Source organism: Kitasatospora sp. NPDC004240, from assembly GCF_053603215.1.
This window is the reverse complement of sequence record NZ_JBSGFD010000225.1, coordinates 1-12,601: the sequence shown is the minus strand read 5'-3', so window position 1 is coordinate 12,601 and position 12,601 is coordinate 1. Positions and strand designations below refer to the sequence as shown.

Here is a 12,601-nt window from a genome sequence, read left to right as displayed (position 1 = left end):
TGCGCGGCTCCCCCAGCCTTCGGCCGGGGGGACCCCCATCCGTGCGTGCATCGCAAGGCGGAGGTGGGGGCACCTCCCGGCCGGAGGCTGGGGGCGGAGTCCATGCGGTGGGGGCACCTCCCGGCCGTCAGGCTGGGGGAGCGTCGCGCGCCCGGCGGGAATTGCCAGACAAGCCCTATGATTCGACCTCCGTCGCCCGGGCGAACGGCCGTCGGCGCGGCCCCGCGCAGCGCGCGCCCAGCCAGAGCAGCGCGGCGGTCGGCAGGAAGACCGAGTCCGCCACGATCATCGCCAGCGAGAACACCGGCAGCCCCAGCAGCACCGCGATCGCGGCGTGCTCGATCATCATCACCGCCAGCAGCACGTTCTTGACCCGCCGGTTGAACAGCGTGAACGGGAACGCCACCTGCACGATCACCGTGCCGTACGAGAGCAGGAAGACCGGCAGCAGCTCCGAGCCGAGCAGCTCGGACAGTCCGGGCCAGGGCGTGAAGTAGTCCAGGTGCAGCGGGTAGTGCAGGGCCGTGCCGTCCTGCCAGCGCGAGCCCTGGACCTTGTACCAGCCGGCCGTGGCGTAGATCAGCACCACCTCGGCGGCGATCACCAGCATCGCGCAGTTGTGGACCATGGTGGCGAGCGCGTCCAGCACCGCCGGCCCCTCGCCCGTCGGCCGCCACCGGCCGACCGCCCACCGGAGCCCGGCCACCGCCCACAGGCCCCAGAACAGCGGCGCCCAGCCCAGGTACGGCACGGCCCCGGAGGTCCAGGTCAGGGTCTGCCCGGAGAAGTCGGCGAGCTGACAGAGCAGCAGCAGCCCGCCGAGCACCGCCCACAGCACCACCCCGCCCCGGCCGGGCCGGCCGCGGCGGGCGTCCAGCGACCAGACCTCGGCGCAGCGGGTGAACACCAGGTAGATCGCCATCAGGTGGACCACGTTGTCGCCGCCGTCGCCGAGGAGCACGTTGCGGTTCTGCAGCGACAGCACGGTGACCATGAACACCACGGTGCTCGCCCGGGTCCGCCAGCCCAGCAGCACCGCCAGCGCGGCCAGCAGGCCCAGGTGGTAGACCAGCTCGGGCCAGAGCCGCCCACCGAACCAGGGCAGCACGGTCAGCGCCCCGTCCTCGCCCGCCAGCCGAGCGGCCATCTCGGCCGTCCACGGCGAGAGGTCCCCGTACAGCACGCGCCGGTTCGGCCACTCCCGCAGCAGGTACGCCAGCCAGACCAGCCCGGTGCCGATCCGCACCACCGCCGCCTGGTGACGGCCCAGCGCCCGGCCGGTGAAGGTGTCGAAGGCCCGGGCCACCCGCTCGCCGACGCCCCCGGGCGCCGGCGCGGCCGTGCCGGCGGACGGCGGCGGCCCCTGCGGCGCGGGCTGCGGGGGGATCCCGGCGAGCAGCTTCTCCTCGGGCGGTGTCCCGCTCACAGCAGCCCCCGGTAGTCCTCGTCGTTGACCGGCCACCACGGCAGCTCCCGGGTCGTCGGCCCGGCCGGCGGCGCCTCCCCGCTCCAGTCCGGCGGGGGGACGACGGTGGCGGTCACCCGGAACTGGATCTCCAGGATCCGCTCGCCGTCCGCGGTGCGGCCGATCCGCTGCAGCGCGATCCGCTTGAGGTACTGCTCGGCGAGCTTGCCGCGCGGGGTGGTCAGCGCGTCGTCCTGCGGGTTGTGGGTGCCGTCGTAGAAGTCCCAGGCCCGGCGCAGCAGGTTCTGGTCGGCGTGGCTGGGCACCGGGTTGCCGCGGATCGCCGCGATGTCCCGCGCGGTCAGCCCGGCCCACTCCAGGGTCCGGGTGGCGCCGCCGTCCACGACGGTGCGCACCCGGGCGTCCAGGACGACGTTCTGCTGCAGCGGGTTCGGCGCGAACAGCTTCCAGTTCTGCTCGAACTCGGGGTAGACCAGCCCGTCGACCTCCTCGCGGTACCCGCGGGAGAGCGAGTTGGCGGGTGCGACGTGCAGGAACACCGCGCCCAGGAACAGGCCGGTGGCCGCGGTCAGCAGCCCTGCGGCCGCCAGCAGCACGATCAGCGCGCGGGCCGACCAGGCCCGCCGTCCGTCCGGCGGCCCGTCCTCCGGCCGCCGGTCCTCCACCGCCTCCGGCGGCATCCCGCCCCCTCGTCCCTCGTACCCCCGGGGACGCCGTCAGAGGACGAACGCGTCCCGGCCGTCACTGCTGACCATCGGCCGCCCGGCACCCTCCCACGCGTACATCCCGCCGTCCACGTTGACCGCCTCGCGGCCCTGCTGGACCAGGTACTGGACGACCTGCGCGGAGCGCCCGCCGACCCGGCAGAGCACGTACAGCTTCTCCTCCGGCAGCTCGCCGAGGCGGGCGATCACCTCGCCGATCGGGATGTGCAGCGCGCCCTCGACGTGGCCGGCGTCCCACTCGTCCTGCTCGCGGACGTCCAGCAGCGCGGCGTCGACGGGCACGGAGGCGGCGTCGGTGGTGGGGATCCGGTCGAACATGGTCTGGCTCTCCTGGGGGTCGTTCGTGGCACCGTCATTGTCGCCCACCACGGGCCCGCCGGTCAGCAGCCGCTCCAGCTCGGCCTGCTGGGCGCCGGCCTTGGCGAGCAGCTGCTCGGCGAGTTCGGCGAGCAGCCCGTCCGGGTCCTGCGGGGCGAGCGCGAGCAGCCGGCCCATCGGGCTGTCCTCCAGGCGGACCTGCTCGGCGGCCACCTCGGCGATCCGGGCGGTGAGCCACTCCAGCCGGCGGCGCAGCCAGTCCATCCGGTCGGGGGAGTCCTCGGCGGGCGCGGCCTGCGGCGCGGTGGACCACTCGGCGGCCAGCGCCTCCAGCACGGCGGTGTCGCCGTACGCGTACGCCTCGTTGACCCGGGCGATGAACGCCGCCCGGCGGGTCTGCTCGGCCGGCTCGGTGGTCAGGTCGGGGTGGGCCCGGCGGACCAGCTCGCGGTAGATCCGCTGGGCCTCCTTGCCGGGGCGCACCCGGGCGGGGGCGGCCGGCGCGGGCGGCGGTACGTCGTGCTCCTGGGCGGATTCCTGGACGGCGTCGAACAGCGCGTCCAGGTCCGGCAGGTCCTCGACCCGCTGGCGGGCCTCGGCGGCGCGGCGGTGGTCCTCGGGATCGCCGGTGCGGGCCGCGACGGTCTCCGCGATCAGCGCGTCCAGCTCGTCCAGGCGGGCGTAGAGCGGGCCCAGCAGCTGGTGGTGGATCAACGCGAAGTTGTCGATCTCGACCCGCAGCGTCTGCAGGTCGACGTCCATGGTGAGCCAGGCGAGTTCGGCGGCGGCGACCCGCTCCTCCCACTCCTGCTGTTCCGGGTCCGTCCAGCGGACGGGGCTGTGCGCGGTCACTTCTCGCCTCTACAGTTCTCGTCCGGCGGCCGGTCCGGCCACCCTACCCGGTGGCGCGCCTCCATTCGGGCGAGCGCGAACGGCGCTTGTGAGGGTGGACAGGGAGTGCGTACCGGCGCACGCCGAGTGACACGCAACTGATACTGACGAATCTCACCGTTTCGGTATCGAGCCCGCCCCTCTCCGTGCTTCGCTGGTAGCTGCACAGCGTGCCGCCCTCCACACACAGGGCCGCCCCCAGGCGCGGCGGCCAGGCGGGAGCAGACCGAATCCATGCTGGACGAGCCCAACTCCACACCGCATCCGTCGGGCGCCGGCACCGGCGCCGCGGCCGCACCGGGTGATCACTCGTCGGGAGTGGTGGCCCTCGTACGGCTTGCCCTCGTCGTGATCGACCGGGACGGCCGGATCGCGCAGTGGACCAGGGCCGCCGAGGAGCTGTTCGGTCACCGCGCCGACATCGCCCAGGGCCGTCCGGCCGCCGGACTGCTGCCCTCCGTCGAGCCGCGCGGCACCGGCCTCCCCGGCCACCCCGCCCCGGCCGCCCGCCGCCGCGGCGACGCCCTGGAGACGCTGACCGCGCACACCGCCGCCGACGCCGGCTGGGCCGGGCGGCTCACCGTCACCGACCGCGAGGAACACCTGCGCGACGTGCTCTGGTGGGCCTACCCGCTGCGGGGGGCGGACGGCGCGCCCGACGGGCTGCTGGCGCTGGCCGCCGACGCCCGTCCGCTGCGCTCGGCCGGGCCCCGCCTGGCGCTCGGCGAGCGGCTGCTGCCGTTCGCCGCCGCGCCCGCCGCCCGCGGCGGCTTCCACCGGATCACCGCCGCGCTGACCACCCCGGTGCCGCGGGCCCCGGAGCGGCTGGCCGAGCGGCTGACCCCGCTGCTGCCGGGCCCGGACGCCGTCCGCCGCCGGACACTGGCCGCGCTGGCCCGGGCCGGCCTGCCCGCCCTGCGGCTGGACGCCTCGACGGCGCTGCCCGTCCTGCCCGCCGATCCGCAGCCCGGCACCGCGCACGCCGCGGCCGGGCTCGGCCGCCGCTACCCGACCGCCCAGCAGCGCGCGGCCCGGCTCGGGCCGACCGCCCAGCCCTCCGAACCCACCGCGCCCGGCCGCCGCGCCACCGGCCCGCTGCCGGGCCAGCGCGAGACCGCCGAGCGCGCCGCAGACCGACAGCCCGCCCCGGTGACCGGCCAGCCGGTCACCCAGCAGCCGGTCGCCCAGCAGCTGGCCCACCAGGTCGTCCACCCGGTCGACCGCTCCGTCCGCGTCACGGGCCTGCCCCCCGGCCCGTCCGCGCCCACCGCCCAGACCCGAGGAGGCTTCGCCATCGACCAGGCCGCCGTCGAGTCCGCAGCCGACGGCCGTCCGCCGCGCCGGGCCGACGCCGTCCCCGCCCCCGCCGGGCCGCCGCAGGACGGCCAGGGGGTGGGCCCCTTCGCCACCAACGGGCAGGCCGGCGAGCAGCTGGCGCTGCTCAACGAGGTCGGCGGCAAGGTCGGCACCACGCTGGACCTCGGTTTCACCGCCCACGAGCTCTGCCAGGTGCTGGTCCCCCGGGTCGCCGACTTCGCCTGCGTCGACCTGCTGGACGGTCTGATCTCCGACTCCGAGCTGCCCGAGGCCCGCCCGGACGACGACACCATGCTCCGCCGGGTCGCCCTGACCTTCAACGAGTCCGGCGGCGAGTGGGACCACGTGCTCGCCGAGGGCTCACTGCTCGCGATGCCCCGGCGCACCCCGCCCGGCATGGCCCTCCAGCTCAACCAGCCGGTGCTGGTCCCGGTGGTCAGCCAGGACGTCGCGGTGGACTACGCGGCCGCGCTCGGCGGCCCCGACCTGGCCACCGTGGTCTCCGGCCGCTCGATGCTGGTCGTCCCGCTGGCCGCCCGGGGCACCGTGATCGGCATCCTCAAACTGCTGCGACTGCCCGACCGCACGCCCTTCGACGAGGGCGACGCCGCCACCCTCAAGGAACTGGCCGCCCGCGCCGCGCTGTCGCTGGACAACGCCCGGCTGCACCGCGCCGAGTCCCGGGTCGCCACCACCCTCCAGCGCTCGATGATCCCGACCCGCCCGCCGCGCATCCCCGGCGTGCAGATCGCCCACCGCTACCTGCCGGGCGACTCCAAGGCCGAGGTCGGCGGCGACTGGTTCGACGCCATCCAGCTGCCCGGCAGCCGGGTCGCCCTGGTCGTCGGCGACGTGATGGGCCACGGCCTGCACTCCGCCGCCGCGATGGGCCGCTTCCGCACCGCCATGCAGACCCTGGCCGCCCTCGACCTGCCGCCCGGCCAGCTGCTGCGCCACCTGGACAACCTGGCCCACAAGCTCGGCGACGACCACCTCGCCACCTGCCTGTACGCGGTCTACGACCCGATCAACCGCACCTGCGAGCTGGCCAGCGCCGGCCACGTCCCGCCGGTGCTGGTCCACCCGGACGGCACCGGGGAGCTGCTGGAGATCCCGGCGGGCGCGCCCATCGGGGTCGGCGGGGTGCCGTTCGTCGCCAAGACCATCGACGTCTCGGACGGCTCCACGCTGGTGCTGTGCACCGACGGGCTGGTCGAGGTGCGGGGCGGCGACATAGGGGCGGGCCTGGCCGCGCTGTGCGGCAACCTGATCGACCCCCGGCAGACCCCCGAGCAGGCCTGCGACGTGGTGCTGGAGCGGCTGCACTCCGACGACCGCAAGGACGACGTCGCCCTGCTGGTGGCCCGCTTCGACGGGGTCGCCCCCAGCGAGGTCGCCACCTGGGACCTCAGGGTGGAGCAGAGCGAGGTCCGGCGCGCCCGCGCGCTGGTCCGCGAGCAGCTGGCCGCCTGGCACCTGGAGGCGCTCAGCGACACCACCGAGCTGCTGGTCAGCGAGCTGGTCACCAACGCCGTCCGGGTCGCCCGGGACCGCGTACGGCTCCAGCTGATCCGGATCGACAAGCTGCTGGTCGAGGTCAGCGACGACAACCACAACCTGCCCTCGCTGGAGCCCGCCGAGCAGCTCGGCGAGACCGGCCGGGGCCTGACCCTGGTCACCAAGCTCGCCGAGCGGTGGGGCACCGCCCGCAAGGCGGTCGGGAAGGTCGTCTGGTTCGAGCTGCCGCTGCCCCGCCCGCGCGGCTGAACCGCGCCCAGGGGCAGCGCCGCGGGCCGGGCCCGCACCACAGCGCCCTTCAGGGGATCGCGGCGCCCGCCGACGTACGGCGGCGGGCCTCCGCGGCGACCTCGATCGAGGCCTGCGTGGCGACCGAGGTGGCGGCGCCGACCCCGGCCAGCACCCGCGGCCAGTAGTCCCCGAAGACCTCCATCGAGGCCGCGATCAGCAGCGCCGCGACCAGCGCCACCACGTGCTCCAGGCCGGCCAGGTTCGGCAGGACGATCGCCTCGCCGATCATCACGGCCGCCACCAGGCCGCCGGTGAACCGCGCCCGGCTGCGGAAGGCGATGCAGACCGCCAGGCCCACCACCGCCGCCGAGGGGCCGGTGTCCCGGATGTGCGCCACCTCCGGCGGGAAGCCGAACAGGTGGTCCGGGCCGATCATCACGCCGACCCGGGCGAACATCGTGCCCGACAGCGTGCAGGCGTAGGCGACCACCAGGGTCATCCGGCGCCCGAGCACGATCTCCGCCAGCCCGAAGACCACGAAGACCTGGGCCAGCGCGCCCCAGACCGGCAGGTCCAGCGCCGGCACGTACAGCGACAGCGGGGTGCGCAGCAGCGACACGTCCAGCGGCAGCGCGGCCTTCACCACCCCGATCCGGGTGACGAACCGCTCCCCGCCGGGGAGGTGCTGCACGATGCTGAACATCAGGATCAGCAGCGTCGCCGTGGTCGCCAGCGGCACGGACGCGAATTTCCTGCGCGTCACGTGTTCGCGGACGGTCCCGAACAACGTGCCCCACTCGGCGACAGCGGCCGAGCGGACAATTGCCGCCGACCCCTTTCGCACGCCCCCCGCGTGGGTCCTGTTCATCACAGTCGTCTCTCCAAATTCCCCGAAACCGGCCCCGTCCCGAGCACCCCGAACACCCGGTCCACCCCAACATTAGAAGCCGCCGGTTGAATCCACATCGGCACAAAAGACGGGCCGGGGTCATCCTCCAGGGGGAGATCCCGGCCCCGAACACCCCCAACCGGACGAGAGCCGGTCCCCTCCGCCCCCCGGCGGAGGGCTACCCCTTCCCATCCCGCGCCGCCACCGGCACCCGGGGCCCCGCCACGGCGGAACCGGAGTGTCGGCGACGGAACAGGGCGGGCAGGCTGGGTGCGGTGATGAAGCCCTCCGCGCGGGCGCTGGCAATACCGATCCGCGGAATCTCGCTGCTCTTCTCGAACAGCAGATAACGCGGTTCCCAGATCGGCCGGTACTTGGCGTTCGCGCGGTAGAGCGATTCGATCTGCCACCACCGCGAGAAGAAGCCGAGAATCGAACGCCACAGCCGCAGCACCGGCCCCGCGCCCAACTTCGATCCGCGTTCGAAAACGGAGCGGAACATCGCGAAGTTCAGCGACACCCGGGCCAGCCGGACCTCCTCGGCCCGCTGCAGGAGTTCGATCACCATGAACTCCATCAGGCCGTTCTCGGTGTCCCGCGCCCGGCGCATCAGGTCCAGCGAGAGCCCGTCCGCGCCCCAGGGCACGAAGCTCAGCAGCGCCTTCAGGTCGCCGTTCCCGTCGTGGCACTCCAGCATCACGCAGCGCCCGTCCCCCGGGTCTCCGAGCCGGCCCAGCGCCATCGAGAAGCCGCGCTCGGTGGCACCGTCGCGCCACTGGTCGGCCTTGGCCACCAGCTCGGCCATCTCGCTCTCGGGGATCTCCTCGTGCCGGCGGATCCGCACCGTGTACCCGGCCCGCTTGACCCGGTTGTACGCCTGGCGCACCACCCGCATCGCCCGGCCGTCCAGCGAGAACTCGTCCAGCTCGACGATCGCCTCGTCGCCCAGCTCCAGCGCGTCCAGCCCGTGCCGGGCGTAGATCACGCCGGCCTCCTCGGAGGCGCCCATGACGGCCGGCGCCCAGGCGTGCTCGCGGGCCTCGGACAGCCAGGCGTCGATCGCGCCGGGCCAGGCCTCCGGGTCCCCGATCGGGTCGCCCGAGGCGAGCGACACCCCGCCGACGACCCGGTAGGTCACCGCGGCCTTGCCGCTGGGGGAGAAGATCACCGCCTTGTCCCGGCGCAGCGCGAAGTAGCCCAGCGAGTCGCGCTCGCCCTGCTTGTCCAGCAGCCCCCGCAGCCGCTCCTCGTCCTCGGCGGTCAGCAGCTCCTTGCCCCGCGGGCTGCGGAAGGCCACGTACAGCACCAGCAGGAACAGCGCCGCGCCCATCGCGTTGATGAAGGCGTTCACCCAGGTCGGGGCGAGGATCACCGAGCGCAGGTGCTCGGAGGGGGCGATGGTGACCATCCGCGCGATCGAGTAGCGGAAGAGGTCCCAGAAGTCCGCGCCCTTGAGGCTGTTGTTCAGCCCCACCAGCAGCGCGCCGACCGTCCCGCCGAACAGCAGGCCGGCCACGAAGGTGGCGGCCGCCGTCTTGGGGTTGGAGCGGTCGCCCTTGGAGGTGAACTCCCGGCGCCCGATCAGCAGGGCCAGCACGAACAGACAGGTCAGCACCGTGGAGAAGTAGTTCAGCGGGTGCTTGTCGAACGGCTCCCCGGGCAGCGTCATCCACAGCAGGTAGACCACCGCGATCAGCCCGGACAGCGCCAGGTTGAAGATCCACGCGGCCCGCTTGCGCCGACGCATCGCGATCGCCAGGAAAACCGACAGCACCACGCTGGCGAGGCCCGCCGTCAGCAGGTACGGGGTGAAGTACTCACCCTCGTTGTGCGTCTGGACCTGGTCCCGGAAGGGCACCGCGAGCACGGTCACGAGGTTCAGCAGGGCGAGCAGCCGCAGGTACCAGACGGTCGCCGAGGCCGCCTTCGGGCTCAGCCGCGCGAGCAGCGAGACGGGCCGGGACACGGCGGGCGGCTCCGGCTTCACAGTGGACGACACAGCTCAATTCCAAACGATCAGTTGATGGGGCGCATCCGCACGCGGGCCCGACAGAAGCTGCCTTCTCCCATGCTTCCGTATGAAAGATGAGAATTGCGTGAACCCGGTTGCGGATTCACACCCCCGCCGAACGGCGGGGGTTCGCCACCCGACCTCCGGCGGCCCCCGGCCGTCCCCGCCGACGGCGGACCCCGAAAGGCCCGTGGCCGTCCCGGCCCCCGGCAGGCCCTAGGCTCGAAGAGGCAGCAGAAGCGCACCGGACAACGACGTCCGCCCGAACCGAGGAGTGACCATCACCCCCACCCGTGTGCTGATCGTGGACGACGAGATCCTGGTCCGCTCCGGCCTGGGCCTGATCGTGGGCTCCGCGGCCGACCTGGAGGTGGTCGGCGACTGCTCCGGCGGCCAGGCGGAGGACCACGTCCGCAGGCTGCGCCCGCACGTGGTGCTGCTCGACATCCGGATGCCCGACCTGGACGGCATCTCGGTGCTGCGCCGGCTGCGCGCCCTGCCCGACCCGCCGGCCGTGGCGATGCTCACCACCTTCGACACCGACGAGTACATCGGCACCGCGCTGCGCGCCGGCGCCACCGGCTTCCTGCTCAAGGACACCGCCCCCGAGCAGCTGGTGCACGCCGTACGGGTGCTGGCCGCCGGCGGCAACATCCTCTCGCCCACCGTCACCCGCACCGTGATCGGCGGGTACGTGGACGGCGGCGGCCCGGACGCCGAGGCCACCACGCTGACCCGCACCCTGACCGGCCGCGAGCTCGACGTGCTGGCCCTGCTCGGCGAGGGCCTGTCCAACGCCGAGATCGCCGACCGGCTCTTCCTCGGCACCGGCACCGTCAAGGACCACATCAGCGCCATCCTCGGCAAGCTCGGCGCCGCCAACCGGGTGCAGGCCGCCGTGCTCGCCCACCGGGCGGGCCTGGTCCGGCCGAAGCCGCACGATCCGGCATGACCGGCTGCGGGCGCCCGGCCGCCACCGGACCCGACACCGACCCGGGCCTCGACCTCGAACACGAGCACGGGTACGGGCCGCGCCCCGGGCCCGGGAGCGGCCACGGTTCGGGCTGGCTGCCCGCCCGGTTCACCGCGCCCTGGCTGATGCTGCTGCTCCCCGCCGTCTACTCGCTGCTGGACGCCGCCCTGGTCGCCCGGGACTCCCCCGCCTGGCAGGTCCTCCTGTCCGTGCTCGCCGCCGTGGTGCTGCTCTGGCGCCGCCGCTTCCCGGTGACCGTGCTGCTGCTGACCATGCCCGGCAGCTACTTCGCGGACATCTGGCTGGCCCCGATCACCGCCGTCTACACGGTGGCCTCCGAGCGCCCCGAGCGCCGGTACGTGGTGCCCTGCGCGGTGCTGTTCGCCCTCGTCGAGTTCTTCCACTGGCCGCTCTCCGAGCAGACCTTCGAGCCCAGCCGGGAGACCGCGCTCTACGCCATCCAGTCCGTGATGCTGGCCGCCGGCCCGGCCGCCACCGGCCTGCTCTCCCGGACCCGCCGCGAGCTGGCCCGGCGGCTGGACGAGCTCACCCGCGGCCAGGAGCGGGAGAGCCGGCTGCTGGCCGAGCGGGTGCTGATCAGCGAGCGCGGCCGGCTGGCCCGGGAGATGCACGACGTGGTCTCGCACCAGGTCAGCCTGATCAGCATCCAGGCCGGCGCGCTCCAGGTGAGCACCTCCGACCCGGCGGCGGTGACCACCGCCCGCACCATCCGCGAGCTGTCCGTGCGCACCCTGGAGGAGCTGCGCCAGATGGTCGGCGTACTGCGCGCCGCCGGCGTGCGCCCCGGGGTGCCGCTCGCCCCGCAGCCCCGGCTGGCCGACCTGCCCCGGCTGATCGCGGAGAGCGGCCTGGCCGCCGAGACCGAGCTGGCCCCGGGCGACGGGCCCTGGCCGGAGGCGGTCGAGCGGGCCGCGTACCGGACCGTCCAGGAGGCGCTGACCAACATCAGCAAGTACGCCCCGCAGGCCGCCGTGCACGTCAGGGTCCGCGGCCGGGGCGGGCGGCTGCTGGTGGAGGTCCGCAACGAGGAGCCGCCGGTGCGCCCGGCCGAGACCCTGCCGGGGGGCGGCCACGGTCTGGTCGGTCTGCGCGAGCGCGCCCAGCTGCTCGGCGGCTCCCTCACCGCCGGCCCGACCGCCGACGGCGGCTTCGAGGTCCGGGCCGACCTGCCGGCCGCCCGGGGCTGAACCGGCCCGCCGGTCCCGTACGGGGGGCGACGGGGTCGCCGCACGGGAGCGTCCGGGGAACGAGAAAGCCCCGCAGATCTCTCGATCTGCGGGGCTTCGCTGTGCGCGAGGGGGGAGTTGAACCCCCACGCCCTTTCGGGCACTGGAACCTGAATCCAGCGCGTCTGCCTATTCCGCCACCCGCGCATGGGTGTTTGTCGTAGTTGCCAGCCGACCGACCGTTCCGCTCGGTACCATATGGCCTTCGCGGTCCTGCCGTTCCGCACCCTCTCGGGCGCCCCTTCCGACGTGGAAAACAGTAGCACGACCTGCGGGTGGGCTCCGAATCCGTTTCCCGCGACGGCCGAACGCATCCGAACGGCTGCCCGGCGAACTGGCGAGCGAGGGATGGGGGCGCCCCGGGGCGGGTAGCCCTGGCATGCTGCCGTGGGCACCGGTACCCCGTGTGGCGGGGCCCACCCCCGGGCACCACACGGTCCGGGAACCGTACGGATGGGCCGGGCGTGGATACGATCAGTACGGAAGTACCGCAAGTAGGCGCGACCGGCTCCCCGGAATCCGGTCGGGCGGCAGGCGACAGAACCCTGGAAGGGGGTGCCCCATGGGAGTGCTGAAGAAGTTCGAGCAGCGACTTGAGGGTCTCGTCAACGGCACCTTCGCCAAGGTGTTCAAGTCCGAGGTCCAGCCCGTGGAGATCGCCGGCGCTCTCCAGCGCGAGTGCGACAACAACGCGACCATCTGGAACCGCGACCGCACCGTCGTGCCCAACGACTTCATCGTCGAGCTGAGCACCCACGACTACGAGCGCCTGAGCCCCTACTCCGGCCAGCTCGGCAACGAGCTCGCGGGCATGGTCCGCGAGTACGCCGAGGCCCAGCGGTACAGCTTCATGGGCCCGCTCCAGGTGAACCTGGAGAAGGCCGAGGACCTCGACACCGGCCTGTACCGGGTGCGCAGCCGCACCCTCGCCGCCGAGGACCCCCAGCTCCAGGCCCAGCAGCAGGCCCCCCATCAGGCCCCGCAGCACCAGCCGCCGGCCCCGCAGCCCGGCTACGGCCGCCCGCCGGCCGCCAACGCCCCCGGAGCGCCGTGGC

At 74.1% G+C, this 12,601-nt stretch carries 9 protein-coding genes and 1 tRNA gene; 4 read left to right on the top strand and 6 right to left on the bottom strand.

The window, feature by feature from the left end; all coding sequences use genetic code 11:
• Positions 1–175: 175 nt before the first annotated feature.
• Genes ACWEQL_RS36300 through ACWEQL_RS36290 form a run of 3 tightly spaced genes read right to left on the bottom strand, consistent with a single transcriptional unit; the run spans position 176 to position 3,321 of the window.
• Positions 176–1,426, bottom strand: coding sequence for an HTTM domain-containing protein (locus tag ACWEQL_RS36300; RefSeq protein ID WP_452154789.1), 1,251 nt, complete (start codon positions 1,424–1,426; stop codon positions 176–178).
• Entirely contained in the window at positions 1,423–2,106 is a 684-nt protein-coding gene (locus ACWEQL_RS36295; RefSeq protein ID WP_452154787.1) for a DUF5819 family protein, read from the bottom strand. Before ACWEQL_RS36295 ends, ACWEQL_RS36300 begins: the two co-directional genes overlap by 4 nt.
• 36 nt (positions 2,107–2,142) lie before the next feature.
• A complete protein-coding gene (locus ACWEQL_RS36290; RefSeq protein ID WP_452154785.1) occupies positions 2,143–3,321 on the bottom strand; it encodes a rhodanese-like domain-containing protein in 1,179 nt (392 codons plus the stop codon).
• A 273-nt stretch (positions 3,322–3,594) separates the two neighbouring features.
• Between ACWEQL_RS36290 and ACWEQL_RS36285 the strand changes: the two genes are divergently transcribed.
• Positions 3,595–6,444, top strand: coding sequence for a SpoIIE family protein phosphatase (locus ACWEQL_RS36285; protein WP_452154783.1), 2,850 nt, complete (start codon positions 3,595–3,597; stop codon positions 6,442–6,444).
• A gap of 49 nt (positions 6,445–6,493) precedes the next feature.
• Here the strand turns inward: ACWEQL_RS36285 and ACWEQL_RS36280 are convergent, their stop codons facing one another.
• Together ACWEQL_RS36280 and ACWEQL_RS36275 are read right to left on the bottom strand one after the other, a co-directional pair.
• On the bottom strand, positions 6,494–7,165 hold the full coding sequence (locus ACWEQL_RS36280; RefSeq protein ID WP_452154781.1) for a hypothetical protein: 672 nt from the start codon (positions 7,163–7,165) through the stop codon (positions 6,494–6,496).
• 328 nt (positions 7,166–7,493) lie between these two features.
• Positions 7,494–9,314: a phosphatidylglycerol lysyltransferase domain-containing protein gene (locus ACWEQL_RS36275; protein ID WP_452154779.1), complete on the bottom strand. Its 1,821-nt coding sequence runs from the start codon at positions 9,312–9,314 to the stop codon at positions 7,494–7,496.
• Between the two features lie 292 nt (positions 9,315–9,606).
• On the opposite strand from ACWEQL_RS36275, the gene ACWEQL_RS36270 reads away from it, so the two are divergent.
• Complete coding sequence (locus ACWEQL_RS36270; protein WP_452154791.1) at positions 9,607–10,278, top strand: response regulator; 672 nt, start codon at positions 9,607–9,609, stop codon at positions 10,276–10,278.
• Positions 10,275–11,507 carry a sensor histidine kinase gene (locus ACWEQL_RS36265; RefSeq protein ID WP_452154777.1) on the top strand — a complete coding sequence of 411 codons (1,233 nt, stop codon included), beginning with the start codon at positions 10,275–10,277 and terminating at the stop codon, positions 11,505–11,507. Before ACWEQL_RS36270 ends, ACWEQL_RS36265 begins: the two co-directional genes overlap by 4 nt.
• Positions 11,508–11,609: 102 nt before the next feature.
• On the opposite strand, the gene ACWEQL_RS36260 is transcribed toward ACWEQL_RS36265, so the two are convergent.
• Positions 11,610–11,693: transfer RNA gene (locus tag ACWEQL_RS36260), tRNA-Leu, on the bottom strand.
• Positions 11,694–12,108: 415 nt separating this feature from the next.
• Between ACWEQL_RS36260 and ACWEQL_RS36255 the strand changes: the two genes are divergently transcribed.
• The coding region (locus tag ACWEQL_RS36255; RefSeq protein ID WP_452154775.1) for a DUF3662 domain-containing protein at positions 12,109–12,601 on the top strand (493 nt) is incomplete at its 3' end.